The organism is Pantoea sp. X-Soil-OKNW-556 (genome assembly GCF_059730695.1).
Map to the genome: position 1 here is coordinate 1,499,452 of NZ_AP035990.1, position 21,567 is coordinate 1,521,018.

General features: G+C 52.2%; 15 protein-coding genes. 11 read left to right on the plus strand and 4 right to left on the minus strand.

Annotated elements, in window-relative coordinates:
* The first annotated feature begins 1 nt into the window (after window position 1).
* From AC6I8T_RS06860 to AC6I8T_RS06870, 3 genes are all read left to right on the plus strand, one after another.
* Window positions 2–1,351: a replication-associated recombination protein A gene (locus AC6I8T_RS06860; RefSeq protein ID WP_497833627.1), complete on the plus strand. Its 1,350-nt coding sequence runs from the start codon at window positions 2–4 to the stop codon at window positions 1,349–1,351.
* A gap of 93 nt (window positions 1,352–1,444) precedes the next feature.
* Entirely contained in the window at window positions 1,445–2,737 is a 1,293-nt protein-coding gene (gene serS, locus AC6I8T_RS06865) for a serine--tRNA ligase (RefSeq protein WP_208725121.1), read from the plus strand.
* 313 nt (window positions 2,738–3,050) lie between these two features.
* The gene (locus AC6I8T_RS06870) at window positions 3,051–4,202 is read left to right on the plus strand and encodes an MFS transporter (protein ID WP_036624587.1); all 1,152 of its coding nucleotides are present in this window, start codon (window positions 3,051–3,053) and stop codon (window positions 4,200–4,202) included.
* Window positions 4,203–4,272: 70 nt separating this feature from the next.
* Here the strand turns inward: AC6I8T_RS06870 and pflA are convergent, their stop codons facing one another.
* The 4 genes from pflA to ycaO form a co-directional block, all read right to left on the minus strand.
* Complete coding sequence (pflA, locus tag AC6I8T_RS06875) at window positions 4,273–5,013, minus strand: pyruvate formate lyase 1-activating protein (RefSeq protein WP_021182597.1); 741 nt, start codon at window positions 5,011–5,013, stop codon at window positions 4,273–4,275.
* Window positions 5,014–5,168: 155 nt separating this feature from the next.
* The gene (gene pflB / locus AC6I8T_RS06880; protein ID WP_021182598.1) at window positions 5,169–7,454 is read right to left on the minus strand and encodes a formate C-acetyltransferase; all 2,286 of its coding nucleotides are present in this window, start codon (window positions 7,452–7,454) and stop codon (window positions 5,169–5,171) included.
* Window positions 7,455–7,527: 73 nt separating this feature from the next.
* The gene (focA, locus tag AC6I8T_RS06885; RefSeq protein ID WP_021182599.1) at window positions 7,528–8,388 is read right to left on the minus strand and encodes a formate transporter FocA; all 861 of its coding nucleotides are present in this window, start codon (window positions 8,386–8,388) and stop codon (window positions 7,528–7,530) included.
* Between the two features lie 352 nt (window positions 8,389–8,740).
* Entirely contained in the window at window positions 8,741–10,504 is a 1,764-nt protein-coding gene (gene ycaO / locus AC6I8T_RS06890) for a 30S ribosomal protein S12 methylthiotransferase accessory factor YcaO (RefSeq protein ID WP_415174073.1), read from the minus strand.
* A gap of 314 nt (window positions 10,505–10,818) precedes the next feature.
* Between ycaO and serC the strand changes: the two genes are divergently transcribed.
* From serC to lpxK, 8 genes are all read left to right on the plus strand, one after another.
* Entirely contained in the window at window positions 10,819–11,904 is a 1,086-nt protein-coding gene (gene serC, locus AC6I8T_RS06895; RefSeq protein ID WP_021182601.1) for a 3-phosphoserine/phosphohydroxythreonine transaminase, read from the plus strand.
* An 83-nt stretch (window positions 11,905–11,987) separates the two neighbouring features.
* A complete protein-coding gene (aroA, locus tag AC6I8T_RS06900; RefSeq protein ID WP_208725123.1) occupies window positions 11,988–13,274 on the plus strand; it encodes a 3-phosphoshikimate 1-carboxyvinyltransferase in 1,287 nt (428 codons plus the stop codon).
* Window positions 13,275–13,473: 199 nt separating this feature from the next.
* Window positions 13,474–14,154, plus strand: coding sequence for a (d)CMP kinase (cmk, locus tag AC6I8T_RS06905; RefSeq protein WP_021182603.1), 681 nt, complete (start codon window positions 13,474–13,476; stop codon window positions 14,152–14,154).
* Between the two features lie 123 nt (window positions 14,155–14,277).
* Entirely contained in the window at window positions 14,278–15,951 is a 1,674-nt protein-coding gene (gene rpsA / locus AC6I8T_RS06910; RefSeq protein WP_021182604.1) for a 30S ribosomal protein S1, read from the plus strand.
* 86 nt (window positions 15,952–16,037) lie between these two features.
* Window positions 16,038–16,322, plus strand: a complete 285-nt coding sequence (gene ihfB, locus AC6I8T_RS06915) for an integration host factor subunit beta (protein WP_013508512.1) — start codon at window positions 16,038–16,040, stop codon at window positions 16,320–16,322.
* A 195-nt stretch (window positions 16,323–16,517) separates the two neighbouring features.
* Window positions 16,518–18,776 carry a DNA internalization-related competence protein ComEC/Rec2 gene (locus tag AC6I8T_RS06920; protein ID WP_208725124.1) on the plus strand — a complete coding sequence of 753 codons (2,259 nt, stop codon included), beginning with the start codon at window positions 16,518–16,520 and terminating at the stop codon, window positions 18,774–18,776.
* Window positions 18,777–18,810: 34 nt separating this feature from the next.
* On the plus strand, window positions 18,811–20,559 hold the full coding sequence (msbA, locus tag AC6I8T_RS06925; protein WP_021182607.1) for a lipid A ABC transporter ATP-binding protein/permease MsbA: 1,749 nt from the start codon (window positions 18,811–18,813) through the stop codon (window positions 20,557–20,559).
* Window positions 20,556–21,557, plus strand: a complete 1,002-nt coding sequence (gene lpxK / locus AC6I8T_RS06930) for a tetraacyldisaccharide 4'-kinase (RefSeq protein WP_208725125.1) — start codon at window positions 20,556–20,558, stop codon at window positions 21,555–21,557. Before msbA ends, lpxK begins: the two co-directional genes overlap by 4 nt.
* The last annotated feature ends 10 nt before the right edge of the window (window positions 21,558–21,567 follow it).

A 21,567-nucleotide genomic window follows, 5' to 3' on the forward strand; every position in this document is an offset into this window, starting at 1 on the left:
GGTGAGTAATCTTTCCCTGGATTTCTCCTCCAGCAATGAGTTTCAGCCACTGGCCGCACGTATGCGGCCAGTGACGCTGGCACAATACATCGGTCAGCAACATCTGCTGGCAGCAGGTAAACCGTTGCCCCGCGCGATTGAGGCGGGGCATCTGCATTCGATGATTTTGTGGGGGCCGCCAGGGACAGGGAAAACCACCCTGGCCGAGATCATCGCCCATTATGGCAAAGCCGATGTTGAGCGCATCTCCGCTGTGACATCCGGCGTGAAAGAGATCCGTGAAGCGATTGAACGCGCCCGGCAAAATCGCCAGGTTGGGCGTCGCACCATTTTATTTGTGGATGAGGTGCACCGCTTTAACAAAAGCCAGCAAGATGCGTTTTTGCCGCATATTGAGGATGGCACCATCACCTTTATAGGTGCTACCACCGAAAACCCCTCGTTTGAACTGAATTCAGCGTTGTTGTCACGGGCGCGCGTCTACCTGCTGAAATCATTAACCACTGCGGATATTGAGCAGGTTTTACAGCAGGCGATGCAGGACAGCGCGCGCGGTTACGGTAATAGCGACATTTTATTGCCTGATAATACGCGCCGCATGATTGCTGAGTTGGTGAACGGTGACGCTCGCCGCGCGCTGAATACGCTGGAAATGATGGCAGATATAGCGGAAACCAACGGCGCTGGCCAGCGTGAGTTGACGCCGCAGTTGCTGAATGAGGTTTCCGGGGAGCGCGCCGCGCGTTTTGATAACAAAGGCGATCGCTTCTATGACCTGATTTCAGCCTTGCATAAGTCGGTAAGGGGGTCGGCACCGGATGCCGCCCTTTACTGGTATGCGCGTATTATCACTGCCGGTGGCGATCCACTGTATGTGGCGCGTCGTCTGTTAGCCATCGCCTCGGAAGACGTTGGCAATGCCGACCCGCGTGGTATGCAGGTGGCGATTGCGGCCTGGGATTGCTTTACACGCGTCGGGCCAGCCGAAGGGGAACGCGCCATTGCTCAGGCGATTGTGTATCTCGCCAGTGCGCCGAAAAGTAATGCCCTTTACACCGCTTTCAAAGCGGCAATGCGTGACGCACGCGAATTTCCGGATTATGACGTCCCCGAACATCTGCGCAACGCGCCGACCAAATTGATGAAAGAGATGGGGCTGGGCAAGGAGTATCGCTACGCGCATGACGAGCCGAATGCATTTGCCGCTGGTGAAGTCTACTTTCCGCCAGAAATGGCACAAACACGCTACTATCATCCCACCAATCGTGGTCTTGAAGGGAAAATTGGCGAAAAACTCGCCTGGCTGGCTGAACAGGATCAAAATAGCCCGATAAAACGCTACCGCTCCTAAAGGCGTTACGGTAAGGTGATCCAGGAATTCAATGCATTCCAGAGGGATGCATCACTTCATTCGTTCAATCAACCTTAATTACACAGGATAAGCATGCTCGATCCCAATCTGCTGCGTAACGAGCCAGACGCAGTCGCAGAAAAACTGGCACGCCGGGGATTTAAACTGGATGTGGAAACGCTGCGCTCCCATGAAGAGCGTCGTAAAGTATTGCAGGTAGAAACCGAAAATCTGCAGGCTGAGCGTAACTCCCGATCCAAATCCATCGGTCAGGCTAAAGCCCGTGGGGAAGATATCGAGCCGCTGCGTCTGGAAGTGAACGCGCTGGGCGAACGCCTGGATGCCGCGAAAGCAGAACTGGATGCCCTGCAGAACGAAATTCGTGATTTTGCTCTGGCGCTGCCCAATCTGCCCGCCGATGAAGTTCCGCTGGGTAAAGATGACACGGAAAACCTCGAAGTTGCGCGCTGGGGTGAACCTCGTCAGTTCGATTTTGAGGTGAAAGATCACGTCTCATTGGGTGAGCAGGCGAAAGGTTTAGACTTCGCGTCTGCGGTCAAACTGACCGGCTCACGCTTTGTGGTGATGCAGGGGCAAATTGCTCGCCTGCATCGCGCCCTGAGCCAGTTCATGATTGATCTGCACAGCCAGCAACACGGTTATCTTGAAACCTACGTGCCTTATCTGGTGAATCATGACACGCTGTATGGTACCGGCCAGTTGCCTAAATTTGGTGAAGATCTTTTCCACACCAAGCCGCTGGATGAAGAAGCGGGCAGCAGCAACTATGCGCTGATTCCGACCGCAGAAGTGCCGCTGACTAACCTGGTGCGTGATGAGATCGTCGAAGAAGAAAACCTGCCGATCAAACTCACTGCACACACGCCATGCTTCCGTTCAGAAGCGGGCTCTTACGGTCGTGATACGCGCGGTTTAATCCGTATGCATCAGTTCGACAAAGTGGAGATGGTGCAGATTGTTGCACCGGAAACCTCCATGCAGGCACTGGAAGAATTGGTTGGTCACGCGGAGAAGGTGCTGCAACTGCTTAACCTGCCGTACCGTAAAGTGCTGCTGTGCACCGGCGATATGGGCTTTGGCTCAACCAAGACCTATGACCTTGAGGTCTGGTTACCGGCGCAAAATACCTACCGTGAAATCTCCTCTTGCTCCAACATGTGGGATTTCCAGGCGCGTCGCATGCAGGCACGCTGCCGTAGCAAGACTGAGAAGAAACCACGTCTGGTCCATACGCTGAATGGTTCTGGCCTGGCGGTTGGCCGTACGCTGGTTGCCGTGCTGGAAAACTACCAGCAGGCAGATGGTCGTATTGAAGTGCCTGAAGTTCTGCGTCCGTATATGGGCGGTATTGAATTTATTGGTTAATCTCCCGCTGTTTTTAAAAACCCGGCAATGCCGGGTTTTTTATTTCCCAAATAAAAAACTGATTTAATCTTTACCCGGAATTAATCAGAAATAAACGTTATCGTCATCTGAGAAGCCTGATCGTCTAAAAATCCACAAATTCATAGAGATAGCGAGACGGTTAAGAAAGTTCTTTCGTACTCTAACTAACTGAAGATAAAAAAATTAAATTGGTTAGCAGCAAAAAATGCGGCGGTGTTTTTTTGCACATTGACTTTAAAATAGCAACTGGCAAACTGCGCGCAATTCTCTCTATTCCTTTGGTTTTTTCCCTATGTCAACCTGGTCGCGCCCCGTCCTGCTGCTGCTTTGCGGTTTGCTGCTCCTGACGGTGTCTATCGCTGTGCTTAATACGCTGGTGCCGTTATGGCTGACGCATGATCAACTGCCAACCTGGCAGGTGGGTATGGTCAGTTCATCATATTATACCGGTAACCTTGCAGGCACTTTGCTGGCAGGCTGGTTGATTACCCACTACGGTTTTAATCGTTGCTACTATCTGGCGACGATCCTGTTTGCCGTGGCAACCGTGGGGATGGCGCTGCTGGGTGGATTTTACAGCTGGACACTGCTGCGTTTTATCGCCGGTGTCGGTTGCGCACTGATGTGGGTAGTGGTGGAAAGCGCTTTGCTTTGTAGCGGCACCGTGCGCAATCGCGGCCAGTTACTTGCTGCTTACATGATTATTTATTATCTCGGCACCGTGGCCGGGCAACTGCTGGTCAGCCGTGTTTCAACCGAATTGTTGCATGTTATTCCGTGGGTAACGGCCCTGGTGCTCTGTGCGGTGTTACCAGTGGTGTTTGTTCGCGTGAATGCCGGTCATGCCAGCGAAGATGCGTCGCCAGGACGTATCTGGCCGATGATGCGCCGTCGCAGTTCCCGTCTGGGTATTAACGGCTGCATTATCTCCGGGATTCTGTTGGGTTCACTGTATGGCTTAATGCCGCTTTATCTGGCGCATCAGGGTATGAGCGATGCCACGGTAGGTTACTGGATGGCGCTGCTGGTCAGTTCCGGTATCGTTGGGCAGTGGCCGGTGGGGCGTCTGGCCGATCGCTTTGGCCGTTTGTTGGTGCTGCGTGTCCAGGTGTTTGTCATCATCCTCGGAGCGATTGCGATGCTGAGTGATGCGGCAATGGCCCCGGCCTTATTCGTACTGGGACTGGCTGGGTTTACGCTCTATCCGGTGGCGATGTCCTGGGCGTGTGAAACGGTGGCACATCACGAACTGGTGGCGATGAATCAGGCACTGCTGTTCAGCTACACCCTGGGCAGTCTGGTTGGACCGGGCACCACGGCGATGTTGATGCAGAGCTACTCAGATCGTCTGTTGTTTGTGATGATTGCGGGTGTGGCGCTGGTTTATCTGGTGATGCTGCTGCGCAAAGCCGACCATCACGCCACACCTGTGGCGCACGCGTAGAGCGTGTCTGCACACCTCCGTACCCGCGCGATAAATCGCGCCGCTATGGAGGTGTGTTGGTCCGGCAGGGTTAATACATCACCTGATGACCATATCCAGCCAGAATGTTCTTCACCCGTTCCATCGTTTCTTTCGTCGGTGGCTTCACACCTTCCAGCTTGTACTCTTCACCCATCGCAATCCATTTATGCTTACCTAATTCGTGGTAAGGCAATAATTCAATCTTCTCGATGTTGTCCATGTCCTGGGTGAATTCACCCAGGCGATGTACCGAATCATCATCGTCGGAATAGCCGGGCACCACGACATAGCGAATCCAGGTGCGAACACCTTTCTTCTGCAAATAGCGGGCAAAGTCCATGGTACGGTGATTCGAGACACCGACCAGAATCTGGTGGATATCATCATTGATCTGTTTGAGATCGAGCATCACCAGGTCAGTGACTTCAAGCAGTTCATCAATAACCGGATCGTAACGTCGCACAAAACCATTGGTATCGAGGCAAGTATGGATACCCTCGGCGCGGCAGGCGCGGAACCAGTCGCGTACGAACTCTGCCTGGAGAATCGCTTCGCCGCCGGAAGCTGTCACGCCACCGCCAGAGGCATTCATAAAATGGCGGTACGACAGCACATCTTTCATTAAATCTTCTACCGTCACCTCTTTGCCGCCGTGGGTATCCCAGGTATCACGGTTGTGACAATAGAGGCAGCGCATCAGGCAGCCCTGGAAGAAGGTGATAAAGCGGATTCCCGGGCCGTCAACGGTGCCGCAGGATTCGAAGGAGTGAATACGACCGATGGTTGACATTGCGATGAGTTCTCCAATTTGGCCTGGTATCAGGCGGCACAATCTGTGTTGTGCTCTGAGGTTTAAGTCGGTTTTGCCAGAGAGCCTCGGTTAGCCTTCTGGCAAAACGACCTGGAGAAAAGGCTCCCGTAGGAGCCTTTTTTTAGCGGGACGAATTACAGGGACTTGGTGAAAGTACGGGTAATCACATCCTGTTGCTGCTCTTTAGTCAGCGAGTTAAAACGCACGGCGTAACCGGAAACACGGATGGTCAACTGCGGATATTTTTCCGGGTGATCCATCGCATCCAACAGCATTTCACGGTTCATCACGTTAACGTTCAGATGCTGACCGCCCTCGATATTGTTGGCTTCATGGTGGAAGTAGCCATCCATCAGGCCCGCGAGGTTGGTTTTACGTACGTTATCATCTTTACCCAGCGCGTTCGGTACGATAGAGAAGGTATAAGAGATACCATCTTTGGCGTAGGCGAACGGCAGTTTAGCAACCGAGGTCAGTGAGGCAACCGCACCTTTCTGGTCACGTCCGTGCATCGGGTTAGCACCCGGTCCGAACGGTGCACCTGCGCGACGGCCATCCGGGGTATTACCGGTTTTCTTACCATAAACCACGTTAGAGGTAATGGTCAGCACTGACTGAGTCGGAACAGCATTGCGATAGGTCGCCAGTTTCTGAATTTTTTTCATGAAACGTTCAACCAGGTCACAGGCCATATCATCGACGCGAGCGTCGTTGTTACCAAACTGCGGGTATTCACCTTCGATCTCGAAATCAATCGCCAGGCCATCCGCATCGCGCACCGGTTTCACTTTGGCATACTTGATAGCCGAGAGTGAGTCAGCAGCTACAGACAGACCGGCGATACCACAAGCCATAGTACGGTAAACGTCACGGTCATGCAGAGCCATCAGCGACGCTTCATAGCTGTATTTATCATGCATGTAGTGGATAACGTTCAGGGCGGTGACATACTGTTTTGCCAGCCAGTCCATGAAGTGGTCCATACGCGCCATGACGGTTTCGAAGTTCAGTACGTCATCAGTGATCGGCGCTTCTTTCGGGCCAACCTGCATTTTCAGTTTTTCGTCAACGCCACCGTTGATTGCGTACAGCAGGGTTTTCGCCAGGTTAGCGCGGGCACCGAAGAACTGCATTTGTTTACCGATCACCATCGGGCTAACACAACAAGCGATGGCATAGTCATCGTTGTTGAAGTCAGGACGCATCAGGTCATCGTTTTCATATTGCAGTGATGAAGTATCGATGGAGACTTTTGCCGCATATTTTTTAAAGTTAATCGGCAGTTTTTCTGACCACAGGATGGTCATGTTTGGTTCCGGTGATGGACCCATGGTGTACAGCGTGTTCAGGAAACGGAAGGTGCTTTTGGTGACCAGAGTACGACCGTCGACGCCCATACCTGCCAGGGACTCAGTTGCCCAGATCGGGTCGCCAGAGAACAGCTCATCATATTCCGGCGTACGCAGGAAGCGCACCATACGCAGTTTCATGACCAGGTGGTCAATCAGTTCTTGCGCTTCGGCTTCATTCAGCTTGCCTGCTTTGATATCACGTTCGATGTAAACATCAAGGAAGGTAGACACGCGACCAAACGACATCGCCGCACCATTCTGTGATTTAACCGCAGCCAGGTAGCCGTAGTAAGTCCACTGCACCGCTTCCTGCGCCGTGGTGGCAGGCAGAGAGATATCGTGACCATATTTAGCCGCCATCTCTTTGATCTGTCCCAGCGCACGGTGCTGTTCAGAAATCTCTTCACGCAGACGGATAGTGGCTTCCAGATTGACGCCGTTTTCCATGTCGCTTTGCAGTGAATTGAACTGCGCAACTTTGTCTTTCATCAGGTAGTCGATGCCATACAGCGCAACGCGACGATAGTCACCAATGATACGACCACGACCATAAGCATCTGGCAGACCGGTCAGTACACCGGATTTACGGCAACGCAGGATGTCAGGGGTATAGACATCAAACACGCCCTGGTTATGGGTTTTACGGTAATCAGTGAAAACTTTTTTCAGTGAGGCATCCAGCTCACGGCCATAAACCTTACAGGAGCCTTCCACCATTTTGATACCGCCAAACGGGATGATGGCGCGTTTCAACGGGGCTTCAGTTTGCAGACCAACGATTTTTTCCAGTGACTTGTTGATGTAACCGGCATCGTGTGAAGTGATGGTAGAAGCAAGGTCGGTATCGAAGTCAACCGGAGCGTGAGTACGGTTTTCAATCTTGATGCCTTCCAGCACGTTATCCCACAATTTAGTGGTTGCCGGGGTTGCACCCGCGAGGAATGACTCGTCGCCTTCATAAGGGGTGTAATTTTTCTGGATGAAATCGCGTACGTTGACACCGTTCTGCCATTCGCCCGCGTTAAATCCTTCCCAGGCTGCCGCCAATTTTTCATTCAGTTCGGTCATGATATACCTGCCTTTATTTAGGGAAACTTTCACGTTTGGCACGCGATCAGGCGTGCCCGTACTCAATACTTAATTAATGTACCGGGTCATCACCGCGCAGGTAGATAACCCAGTAGGTCAATCCGACTAACAGGCCACCACCAATGATGTTGCCGATGGTGACAGGAATAAGGTTGTCGACAATAAAGTTACCGACACTGAGCGCCTGGAATTGTGAGGCACTGGCTCCGGCCATTTGCCAGAACTCCGGGCTGGCGAAGTCGCGAATCATGATCGCCATCGGAATCAAAAACATGTTAGCGATACTGTGCTCAAAGCCGCTGGCAACAAACATAGCGACAGGCAGAATCATCGCCACCATTTTGTCGAGAAGGCTGCGGCCGGAGTAACTCATCCATACCGCCAGGCAAACCATCAGGTTGGCAAGGGTGCCAAGGCTAACGGCTTCAATAAAGCTATGATGCATTTTATGGTCAGCAGTTTGCAGAACGTTTAAGCCCCACGCGCCGTTTGCAACCATATGTTCGCCAGAGAGCCAAATTAGCGCGACAAAAAACAGTGCGCCAATCAGGTTACCGATATAAACATTTAACCAGTTACGCCCCAGCTGTGCCCAGGTGATGCGACCGCTGGCTTTAGCCACCACAATCAGCACGGTGGAGGTGAAAAGGTCAGCACCGCACACCACCACCAGCATTAATCCCAGAGAGAAGCAGATGCCGCCAATCAGTTTTGCCATGCCGTAAGGCATCGCGCCGCTACCGGTGGTGGCGGTGATATAGAACACAAAAGCGATAGAAATGAATACGCCAGCGGTTATGGCAAGAAAGAAGGTGGTTAAGGGGTGTTTAGTGGCTTTATAAACCCCGGCATCTTCAGCAACCTTTGCCATTGCCGCCGGTAATAATGAATTAAACGGGTTGTCAGTTTTCACACTAACGCTCTCCAGGAATTATCTGGGATTAATACTAACAAAGGAGTATAGGACAGGATTTGATATGGATCATATTTGGCCGGTGGGGTGGGGGTGTCAGGGGCTTTTGGATAAGCGAAACCGAATTAACTAATTGAATATTATCAAATAAATATTTTTTAATATTTGCAAATATTGTTGAGAAACGCAACGATGGAAAAGTTGAATTGTTAACGAATATTATTGCTTGAGTCTAAAATGTTATCTGAAATTTTCCTGAGAAAGGTAAAGCCTCTGAGAATAAAAAAAGGCGCTGAAGTTATTCAGCGCCTTTTTGGGCATTATCTGACCTTTTACAGCAAAATAAGGCTATTTATTTCGCTAACCAATAACGACGTTTGGCCGCCTGTAACTTTTCATAAGCTGCCAGCAACGACTGATGAGCCGGGAAGGCTTTCAAATCTAAATCCACGGCTTGCAGGCCGTAGAACGGCGCTTCACCGCTGATAGCGGCTGATGCCGCGTCAACGGCTGCTTCACCGTACATACGGATAAACGCGCGGTGGTATTGAACCGGATCGCGTTCCTCTTCCATAGCCAGCAGCAGCAGGGTTTGCAGGCAACGGTAGTAGTTAGCACGCTCAGCACTGAAGATTGACTGGTTAAATTCCATCGTCCATTCAGTCCAGATCAGTGCCTGATCGAGGTCACCACCAGCCAGTGCCAGCATGGCTTTCAGCTCGCCAATACGCAGCGTAAACCAGCCATTGTCTTTGCCCGATGCCAGACCCAGCAATTCGCGAACACGGGTGAAGTCATCGTGACCTTCTTCATCCAGTTGGGTGATCAGATCCAGATAGGCTTCCGGCTCCCATTGGCTCGCCGGCAGGGCCAGCAGGGTTTCACGCAGCGGTGCGCCCATGTTGTTGTTTGCCAGCAGCAAGTCTTCCGCCGGGTAAATATCAGACATGCCCGGTACAATGATGCGGCAGGCATACACGCTCAAATGCTCGTAATCGGCGATGTACACTTCTTTATCTTCAGCGCGGAAGATAGCCATCAGCGTGTCAAACTCTTCGTGTGTGCTGCCAGCAAAGCTCCAGTCAACAAACGGATAGTCGGCATCGTCTTTGAACATATCCCAGGAAATCAGACCGCTTGAATCAATAAAGTGGGTTTCCAGGTTGGCATGCTCGGCAACTTCTTCATCATCGAAGGTTGGCGGCGTGAACACGTCGAGATCTTTCAGGCCACGACCTTGCAGCAGCTCGGTAACGGTACGCTCCAGCGCCACACCAAAATCAGGATGTGCACCAAATGAAGCGAAACAGGTGCCGTTCGCTGGGTTGAACAGCACCACACAGATCACCGGGTATTTACCGCCGAGGGAGGCGTCATAGGCAAAAATCGGGAAGCCTTCAGCTTCCAGACGTGCGATGGCCTCAACCACGCCAGGATAGCGCTGCATAACGGCTTCAGGAATTTCTGGCAGGCTGATGGATTCAGCAATGATGCGGTTTTTAATATGGCGCTCGAACACCTCGGACAGTCCCTGTACACGCGCTTCGTTAGCGGTGTTACCTGCTGACATTCCGTTGGACACATACAGGTTGCCGATAATATTCATCGGAATATAGACGGTCTGCTGGTCTGACTGACGTGTAAAGGGCAGGCCGCAAATGCCACGCTCAGCATTGCCGGATTGCAGGTCGATCAGGTCACTCGCGCTCAGGCTATCTTCAGGATCATAGAATTTACGCAGGCGAGTATCGAGGATCCCTGCTGGCAGGCTGCCATCTTCAGGTAAGGGGAACCACTTCTCGTTGGGATAGTGGACAAACTCGCCGTTAGCGATGGACTCACCCAGCCAGAAGTCAGCAAAGAAGTAGTTGGTTGAGAGGCGCTCAAAGTATTCGCCCAGCGCAGAAGCCAGCGCGGCCTTTTTGCTGGCACCTTTACCGTTGGTAAAGCACAGCGGGCAGTCACGATCGCGAATATGGACTGACCACACATGAGGGACAGGGTTCAGCCAGGAGGCTTCTTCAATGTTAAAACCCAAATCCTGCAATTTTTGCTGGAAACGTGAAATGGAGTCTTCCAGTGCAGCGTCTTTACCTGGAATAAAAGTTTGCGTCATGATGGCGCTCTCTAAGTCAATGGGGTGGGCGTAAAGCGCGCAATAATACGGGTTTTGCACGCAATTCGCTATTCGGTTGGCGAAGTTTCTCTCTCGCTTATGTTACGGGTTTTTATCCGCCTGGCGGCATTCTGATTTTACTTCGCAGATAAACCTCACAAAATTCCATTGTCGATTACATTTATGACATAAGCTGCGGTGGAGCTGGCTCTGGAAATGTGATCGCGGTTGGATAAATGATTGCAGCCATCCAGAGGCAATGATAAAACCGGTAGGGTATTCATAACCGTTCGATATGACAGTGGTGAGGGGAAATGACGCAGGTTTATAATTTTAGCTCCGGTCCAGCGATGCTGCCGGTTGAAGTGCTCCGTCGTGCAGAACAAGAATTGACAAACTGGCACGGGTTAGGCACCTCGGTGATGGAAATCAGTCACCGTAGTAAAGAATTTATTCAGGTGGCGGAAGAGGCTGAGAAAGACTTTCGCGATCTGCTGAAAATCCCCGCCAACTACAAAGTTTTATTCTGTCATGGCGGTGCGCGTGCGCAGTTTGCGGCTATCCCTGGTAACCTGCTGGGTGCTGCTAAATCTGCTGACTACATTGATGGCGGCTATTGGGCGCACAGTGCAATCAAAGAAGCGGAAAAATACTGCTCGCCAAATACCATTGATGTAAAAACCACCCGTGATGGTAAGCGTGCGATTCTGCCGATGCGCGAATGGCAACTGAGCAATGATGCGGCCTATGTGCATTTTTGCCCAAATGAAACTATCGATGGTATCGCGATTGATGAACAGCCAGACTTTGGCGACAAAGTGGTGGTGGCCGACTATTCATCAACCATCCTGTCACGCCCGATTGATGTCAGCCGTTATGGTGTGATCTATGCGGGTGCGCAGAAAAATATCGGTCCGGCAGGCCTGACGCTGGTTATCGTACGTGAAGATTTGCTGGGCAAAGCACACAGCTATGTGCCGTCCATTCTCGATTACAAGGTGCTGGCGGAGAACGATTCCATGTTCAACACCCCACCGACATTTGCCTGGTATCTCTCTGGCCTGGTCTTCAAATGGCTGAAAGAGAAAGGCGGTGTGGCCGATATGGACAAGCAGAATCAGGCTAAAGCTGATCTACTTTACGGTGTGATTGATCGCAGCGACTTCTACCGTAACGATGTTGCGGCGGAAAACCGTTCACGTATGAACGTGCCTTTCCAGTTGGCAGATGCTGCGCTGGATAAAGTATTCCTCGAAGAATCGCTCAAAGCTGGCCTGCATGCGCTGAAAGGTCATCGCGTGGTTGGTGGTATGCGTGCCTCGATTTACAATGCGATGCCGCTGGAAGGTGTAAAAGCCCTGACCGATTTCATGGTCGATTTTGAGCGTCGCCACGGTTAATTATTCATATATGCCAGTTTGACTGGTACCAGACCCCGTTGTTTTCAGACGGGGTTTCTTCTTTTCTGGAGATTGAGTTTCACATGCAGGACTCCCTGACACTACAACCCATTGCTCGTGTTGATGGCACGGTAAACCTACCGGGTTCCAAGAGCGTATCTAACCGTGCACTGCTGCTGGCAGCGCTGGCAAAAGGTACCACACGCCTGACCAACCTGCTGGATAGTGATGATGTTAAGCATATGCTTAACGCGCTGAAAGCGCTGGGTGTGAGCTATACGCTCTCTGCGGATCGCACTGTTTGTGAGGTGACCGGTAATGCTGGTCCACTGCACGCAGATCAACCGCTGGAACTTTTTCTGGGTAATGCCGGCACAGCGATGCGTCCACTGGCTGCCGCATTGTGCCTTGGCCAGCAATCTATCGTGCTGACCGGTGAGCCGCGGATGAAAGAGCGCCCGATTGGTCACCTGGTTGATGCACTGCGTCAGGGCGGAGCAAAAATCGATTATCTGGAGCAGACCGACTATCCACCGTTACTGCTCAAAGGGGGCTTTAACGGCGGTGAAGTGAGTGTTGACGGTAGTGTTTCCAGCCAGTTTTTGACGGCGTTATTAATGACGGCGCCTTTAGCAGAGCAGGACACCACCATCACGATCAAAGGTGATCTGGTATCAAAACCCTACATTGATATCACATTGCATCTGATGCGTTGTTTCGGTGTTGAAGTTGATAACCAGAATTACCAACGCTTTGTCGTTAAAGGGCAGCAGCAGTACCAATCACCGGGCGATTATCTGGTCGAAGGTGATGCCTCTTCAGCTTCCTATTTCCTCGCTGCTGCGGCAATTAAAGGCGGGACCGTGCGTGTTACGGGTATTGGACGTAACAGCGTGCAGGGTGATATCCGTTTTGCCGATGTGCTGGAAAAAATGGGTGCCACCGTTGAATGGGGTGAGGATTACATTGCCTGTACTCGCGGTTCTCTGAACGCAATCGATATGGATATGAACCATATTCCTGATGCCGCGATGACCATTGCGACCACGGCATTGTTTGCTAACGGTACCACCCTGATGCGCAACATCTATAACTGGCGCGTTAAAGAGACTGACCGTCTGGCCGCGATGGCGACTGAACTGCGTAAAGTCGGTGCTGAAGTTGAAGAAGGGCACGATTTCATTCGTATCACCCCGCCTGCGCAGTTGCAGCATGCCGATATCGGCACCTACAACGACCACCGCATGGCAATGTGTTTCTCGCTGGTCGCTCTGTCAGATACGCCTGTGACAATCCTTGATCCAGGTTGTACCGCAAAAACCTTCCCTGACTATTTTCAGCAGTTGGCGAAAATCAGCCACACGTCCTGATACTGACACCCGGTGGCTTTCCCTACCGGGTGACTTTACTTTCTCCTGGCCTTAGTACCGGAAATTCCTCCGATTCTGCCCAAATTTATAACGCTGTCTGCGCTAAGGGGTAACGAACCTGACGCGGTCAGCGTATAATGCTGCGCAATCCGCACAGCCATGCCGGCTGAAAATACGCATTCAGCAACAGGAGAAAACAATGACGGCAATCGCCCCGGTTATTACCATCGATGGGCCTAGTGGTGCAGGGAAGGGAACCTTGTGTAAAGCGATGGCGGAGTCATTGCAGTGGCACTTGCTGGATTCGGGCGCGATATATCGCGTCCTGGCTTTGGCTGCGATCCATCATCAGGTGGATATCGAGTCTGAAGAGGCCTTAGTTCCGATGGCTGCTCACCTCGACGTGCGTTTTCTTTCCGTTGATGGTGAGATGCAGGTCATTCTGGAAGGTGAAGACGTGACCGGTGAAATCCGTACTCAGGAAGTGAGCAACACCGCGTCACGCGTTGCCGCCTTCCCACGGGTACGTGAAGCGCTGTTACGTCGTCAGCGGGCTTTCCGTGAGGAGCCGGGTTTAATTGCTGATGGTCGTGACATGGGGACAGTCGTTTTCCCCGATGCACCGGTAAAAATCTTCCTTGATGCCAGTTCAGAAGAGCGTGCTCATCGCCGTATGCTACAGTTGCAGGAGAAGGGCTTTAGTGTTAACTTTGATCGCCTTTTAGCCGAGATAAAGGAACGCGACGACCGCGACCGTAACCGCGCAATCGCCCCTTTGGTGCCTGCTGCCGATGCTCTGGTGCTGGATTCAACCAGCATGTCAATTGAGCAAGTCATTGAAATGGCACTTGATTATGCCCGCCAGAAGCTGGGCATTTAATATTTTCGGTAACCGAATTGCTGTAACCCTGTACCACGGATCCGGTGCCGGGCATGTGAAACAACCCCATCCGACAATGACGTCAGGTGGACGTTAAATTGAAGAATCCTGAAGATTATCAATATGACTGAATCTTTTGCTCAACTCTTTGAAGAGTCCCTGAAAGAAATCGAAACCCGTCCGGGTTCCATCGTTCGTGGCGTCGTTGTTGCTATCGACAAAGACGTAGTTCTGGTTGATGCGGGTCTGAAATCTGAATCTGCAATCCCTGCAGAGCAGTTCAAGAACGCAGCTGGCGAACTGGAAATCCAGGTGGGCGACGAAGTTGACGTTGCTCTGGACGCAGTAGAAGACGGCTTCGGTGAAACCCTGCTGTCCCGTGAAAAAGCTAAACGTCACGAAGCTTGGATCACGCTGGAAAAAGCTTACGAAGATGCTGAAACTGTTACCGGTGTTATCAACGGCAAAGTTAAAGGTGGCTTCACAGTTGAGCTGAATGGTATTCGTGCGTTCCTGCCGGGTTCACTGGTAGACGTGCGTCCAGTTCGCGACACCCTGCACCTGGAAGGCAAAGAGCTTGAATTCAAAGTAATCAAGCTTGATCAGAAACGTAACAACGTGGTTGTTTCTCGCCGCGCAGTTATCGAATCTGAAAACAGCGCTGAACGTGATCAGCTGCTGGAAAACCTGCAGGAAGGCATGGAAGTCAAAGGTATCGTTAAGAACCTCACTGACTACGGCGCATTCGTGGACCTGGGCGGCGTTGACGGCCTGCTGCACATCACTGACATGGCCTGGAAACGCGTTAAGCATCCGAGCGAAATCGTCAACGTGGGCGACGAAATCACTGTTAAAGTGCTGAAGTTCGACCGCGAGCGTACCCGTGTATCTCTGGGCCTGAAACAGCTGGGCGAAGATCCGTGGGTAGCTATCGCTAAACGCTATCCGGAAGGCACCAAGCTGACCGGTCGTGTAACCAACCTGACTGATTACGGCTGCTTCGTAGAAATCGAAGAAGGCGTTGAAGGTCTGGTACACGTTTCTGAAATGGACTGGACCAACAAAAACATCCACCCGTCTAAAGTTGTTAACGTGGGCGACGTGGTTGAAGTTATGGTTCTGGACATCGACGAAGAACGTCGTCGTATCTCCCTGGGTCTGAAGCAGTGCAAATCTAACCCATGGCAGCAGTTCGCAGAGACCCACAACAAAGGCGATCGCGTTGAAGGTAAAATCAAGTCAATCACTGACTTTGGTATCTTCATCGGCCTGGACGGTGGCATCGACGGTCTGGTTCACCTGTCTGACATCTCCTGGAACGCGACTGGCGAAGAAGCCGTTCGTGAGTACAAAAAAGGCGACGAAATCGCTGCCGTTGTACTGCAGGTTGATGCAGAGCGTGAGCGCATCTCTCTGGGTGTGAAACAGTTGGCTGAAGATCCGTTCAACAACTACATCACCCTGAACAAGAAAGGCGCTATCGTGACTGGTAAAGTCACTGCAGTTGACGCGAAAGGTGCTACAGTAGAATTAGCTGATGGCGTAGAGGGTTACCTGCGCGCTTCTGAAGCTTCACTGGACCGTATCGAAGACGCAACTCTGGTTCTGAGTGTTGGTGACGACGTTGAAGCTAAATTCACTGGCGTTGACCGTAAGAACCGCGTTGTAAGTCTGTCTGTACGTGCGAAAGACCAGGCTGACGAGAAAGAAGCTATCAACACTGTTAACACCAAACAGGAAGAAGGCAACTTCTCTAACGCTATGGCTGAAGCGTTCAAAGCGGCTAAAGGCGAGTAATCGACCCGAAGCACCGGGCGGCGTAAGCTGCCCGGTTTCGGTAAAAGCTGTCATACCTTTCCAAACAGGGATTAACCGGAGGTTACATGACCAAGTCAGAACTGATTGAAAGACTTGCTGGCCAGCAGACTCATATTCCGGCGAAAGTCGTTGAGGATGCGGTTAAAGAGATGCTCGAGCATATGGCCACAACGTTGGCACAAGGCGAGCGCATTGAAATCCGGGGATTCGGCAGCTTTTCTTTGCACTACCGCGCACCGCGTACCGGACGTAACCCGAAAACGGGTGACAAAGTGGATCTGGAAGGTAAATACGTTCCCCACTTCAAACCGGGCAAAGAATTGCGTGACCGTGCGAATATTTACGGCTAAGCCGTTACCGAACAGTGAAAACGACACCATCTGGTGTCGTTTTTTTTTGCCTGATGACAATCGAGCTCCAGAATTAATGTAATACCACTGCAAAAGCCTGATTATCTCTGGAGCTGCCTCCAGAATCGTTAACGCCTGGCGCGAATAACGCGATCACCTCTGGCACACTCTGTTCTCCTTTCACGGAGAAGAAAGATGCAGATAACATGGATAGTGCTGGCGCGACTGATGATGCTTGCTGCATTGCCATTAGGATTGATACCTGACTTACCCGGTAATGACATCCTGTGGGCGATGGGGGGCAGCGCACTGTTACTGAGTCTGCAACCTCTTCCCTGGTTACGTCTCGTCGGCGTGACTTTACTCCTGATGACCTGGGCATTGGCTGAGGCCCGGCAAATGGTCAGCACTATTGACCAACTGACGCAGGCACCGGTAGACGCTATCGTACGGGTAACGGATGTGCGTCAGGACAATAAACAACTGACGGTTCAACTGCTGCAAATTAATGGGCGATATCAGTTTCCACCGCTCTTTGCCACGCTAAACCACAGCGGGGAAGGGGAACCCTTTTGCAGCGGACAGCGCTGGCGTATGCAATTACGTTTACGTGCCGTGCATGCGCGCCTCAACGAAGGCGAGTTTGATGCACAGCGCTTTGCCCTGGCACAACACAAACCTGTGCAGGGCGTTATCGCGGCACGCCAGGTGTTGAATCCAACGTGTAGTTGGCGCGCCCGACTGATCAATTATCACCTTCCGGCATTTGCGGTGATGCAAGCCCCGGCAATTGTCCAGGCGCTGGCTTTTGGTATGCGGGAATCGATGACAGAAGATCAGCGTCGCATTCTACGCGAAACGGGAACAGCGCATCTGATGGCAATTTCGGGTATGCATATCGCACTGGCAGCCAGTGTTGGTTGGCTATTTATGCGGATGCTGCAATGGGTGCTCCACGCCCGACGGATTAATTATCTGTTTCCTTTGATAGCCAGTGGGTGCACTGCCGCGATTTATTGCTGGATATCTGGCAGCCATCCACCGGCACAGCGTGCCTTGCTCGCCCTGACGCTATGGATAGGACTACGCATTGCGGGCTGGCAACTGAGTGGCTGGCAGGTGTGGACATTATGTGTTGGCTTGTTGCTGGCGCTGGATCCGCTCACTGTTTTGTCAGAGAGTTTTTGGTTATCAGCCCTGGCTGTAGCGGCGCTGCTAATCTGGTATCAATGGTTTGCATTACCTGCAAGGTTTCGTAACGGGCGTCGCTGGTGGGGTTTGCAATTGCTGCATTTGCAATTGGGGATGATGTTGCTGATGGCGCCACTGCAAATATGGCTGTTTCAGGGCATTAGCCTCAGTGCGTTGCTGGCTAATCTGCTGGCAGTACCGATAATCTCATTTATCACGGTGCCGCTGATATTGCTGGCGATGGTGATGCCTGTGACTTCGTTTGCCAGTGGATTATGGTGGCTGGCGGATCAGTCGGTCCACCAAGTGATGTCTGGGCTGGCATGGCTTCCCGCGGGTTGGTTGCCATGGAGTGATGCATTGCCAGCGATGCTGTTGCTGTGGGGCGGGATGTTTGCCTGGCGTAGTGGCATTGTTTTTCGCGCCCCCCTGCAATGTTGCAGTATTGCCATCACTTTGCTGCTGTGGCGCGTCAGTGAGCCACGAGATGACTGGCAAATCGATATGATCGATGTTGGGCATGGCCTGGCGATCGTCATTTCTCAGGGGGATGAGGCAGTGTTATACGATACAGGCCCTCGCTGGACATACGGTGATGCAGGGAGCCGGGTCATCCTTCCCTGGTTGCAGCGTAAAAACAGAGTCTTACAGTCAATAATTTTGAGCCATAAGCATCTGGACCATCGTGGTGGGCTGGCATCAATTATCGCCGCTCACCCTGGCACACCCGTGCGTAGCGCATTGGCTGAACCCAACCATCTCACCTGTTATCAAGGGGAAGAGTGGCACTGGGGGAAACTGCGTTTTAGCGTACTCTGGCCGCCTCGTGGCTCCTCCAGAGGCGAAAATAACGACTCCTGTGTGGTACGGATCGATGATGGCAAAGTGAGTTTACTGTTGACGGGGGATATTGAGCGGGAGGCTGAAAGGATGCTGGTCGCGCAGCAAAAGCAGGCACTGGCCTCAACCATTTTACAGGTGCCTCATCATGGTAGTCGAACCTCTTCCAGCGCGTTGTTGTTGCGTAATGTCTCCGGGGAGGTCGCGATTGCCTCTGTGGCACGTTATAACGCCTGGCGGATGCCAGCGAAGACGGTGATTAGCACCTATCAGCAGCAGGGTTATCATTGGCATGACACCGCCCAATCCGGCCAGATACAGATAGGGATCCGTGCAGGTCATTGGCAAATAAAAGGGTTAAGAGAGCAAATAAAGCCCCGCTGGTATCATCAGTGGTTTGGCGTCAAACGTGAATCCAGGTAGAATGAGCGGCTATTTCAAACAGCGTGACTAAATAATGCAACAAGACAAAGATCTCTCAACGTGGCAGACATTTCGCCGACTCTGGCCGATGATTGCGCCCCACAAAGCTGGCTTATTCGTGTCTGCTGTGGCGCTGATACTCAATGCGGCAGGCGACACCTTAATGCTCTCCCTGTTGAAACCTTTACTGGATGACGGCTTCGGTAAAGCTGACAAATCCGTGCTGTTGTGGATGCCGCTGGCGGTAATCGGTTTGATGCTGATGCGCGGAATAACCAGTTATATTTCTAGCTATTGCATTTCGTGGGTTTCCGGCAACGTAGTGATGAATATGCGTCGTCGCCTGTTCAGTCACATGATGGGTATGCCGGTGGCCTTCTTTGACCAGCAGTCGACAGGTACGTTGCTGTCTCGTATCACTTATGACTCCGAGCAGGTCGCTTCATCGTCTTCCAGTGCGCTGGTTACGGTGGTGCGTGAAGGTGCATCGATCATCGGCCTGTTCATCATGATGTTTTACTACAGCTGGCAGCTGTCATTGATCCTGATTGTTCTGGCACCGATCGTTTCCTTTGCGATTCGCAACGTCTCAAAACGCTTCCGTAATATCAGCAAAACCATGCAGAACACCATGGGACAGGTGACAACCAGCGCCGAGCAAATGCTGAAAGGGCACAAAGAGGTGCTGATTTTTGGCGGCCAGGAAGTAGAGTCCCAGCGATTTGCACGCGTCAGCAATCAGATGCGTCAACAGGGCATGAAACTGGTTTCTGCCTCGTCTATCTCTGACCCGGTTATTCAGCTGATCGCTTCTCTGGCGCTGGCTTTTGTGCTGTATGCTGCCAGCTTCCCAAGCGTAATGGATACATTGACCGCCGGTACCATCACGGTGGTGTTCTCCTCGATGATCGCCCTGATGCGCCCGCTTAAGTCGCTGACTAACGTTAATGCGCAGTTCCAGCGTGGTATGGCGGCTTGTCAGACGCTGTTCAGCATTCTGGATAGCGAGCAGGAGAATGACAGCGGTACGCGTCAGCTGGAACGCGCTAAAGGTGATGTGGAATTCCGTCATGTAACCTTCACTTACCCTGGCCGTGATACTCCGGCGTTGCGCGATATCAATCTGAGCTTACCGGCCGGAAAAACCGTGGCACTGGTGGGTCGTTCAGGTTCAGGTAAATCTACCATGGCGAGTCTGCTGACCCGCTTTTACGATATTCAACAGGGTGAAATCCTGCTGGACGGACACGATTTACGCGAATACACCCTGGGTTCGTTACGTAACCAGGTGGCGTTAGTGTCGCAGAATGTGCATTTGTTCAACGACACCATCGCGAATAACATCGCTTATGCACGCAATGAACAGTACAGCCGCGAAGAGGTTGAGCGGGCTGCGACTATGGCGCATGCGATGGATTTCATCAAAAAAATGGATAACGGGCTTGATACCGTCATCGGCGAAAATGGTGTGCTGCTCTCCGGCGGCCAACGTCAGCGTATCGCCATTGCCCGTGCTTTATTGCGTGATTGCCCAATCCTGATCCTTGATGAAGCGACTTCTGCTCTGGATACCGAGTCTGAACGTGCGATTCAGTCGGCGTTGGATGAATTGCAGAAAAATCGCACCTCGGTCGTGATTGCGCACCGTCTTTCAACCATCGAAAAAGCGGATGAAATCGTGGTGGTTGAAGATGGTCGTATTGTTGAGCGTGGTACGCATGAGGTTCTGCTGGCCGAAAAAGGAGCTTATGCACAACTTCACAAATTGCAGTTTGGCCAATGATTGAACGCATCTGGAGTGGGCGTTCGCCGCTGTGGCTGCTGTTATGGCCGCTCAGCCTGCTGTATGGGGCAGTCAGCTGGCTGATTCGCCTCAGTTTCCAGCGTGGCTGGCGTAAAAGCTGGCGTGCGCCCTGTCCGGTGATTGTGGTGGGTAATCTCACTGCTGGCGGTAACGGCAAAACACCGGTGGTTATCTGGCTGGTGCAGGCGTTGCAACAACGAGGTCTGCGTCCTGGGATAGTGTCGCGCGGCTATGGTGGTAAAGCTGAACGTTATCCACTGTTAGTCGATGCCGAAACGTCCACCGAGCTGGCAGGTGATGAGCCGGTGTTGATAGCTCAACGTACCGGTGCGCCGGTCGCGGTGGCCCCGCAACGTCGTGTTGCCGTCGAGGCCTTATTGTCCCGGCAGCAGCTGGATGTGATTATCACCGATGATGGATTGCAGCATTACGCTCTGCAACGTGACCGCGAGTGGGTCGTGGTGGATGGCGTACGTCGTTTCGGCAATGGCTGGTGGTTGCCCGCCGGGCCAATGCGCGAACGAGCTTCCCGTCTTGATCAGGTTGATGCCGTTATCGTGAACGGTGGTGAAGCCAGTGGTCGTGAAATCGCTATGACATTACAACCAGGTCAGGCGATAAATCTCGTTACCGGGCAAAGCGCCAGCCTGGCACAGTTGCCATCGGTGATCGCCATGGCCGGTATTGGGCATCCGCCTCGTTTCTTCACTACCCTGAAGCAGCAAGGGTTACAGCCTGTTGCGGAAATCGCTTTTGCTGACCATCACGCTTATAGCGAAGCCGAATTAAGCAGCCTGACGCAACAAGGGCAGTGTCTGCTGATGACGGAAAAAGATGCAGTGAAATGCCGCGCGTTTGCGCGTGAAAACTGGTGGTATTTACCCGTCGATGCGCATCTTGCAGGGGCGTCCTTGCCTGTGCTGTTAGATGACATCACGCAACTTTGTCTCAACGCCCGCGACGCAAAATCGCGCTAAAACTGACAGG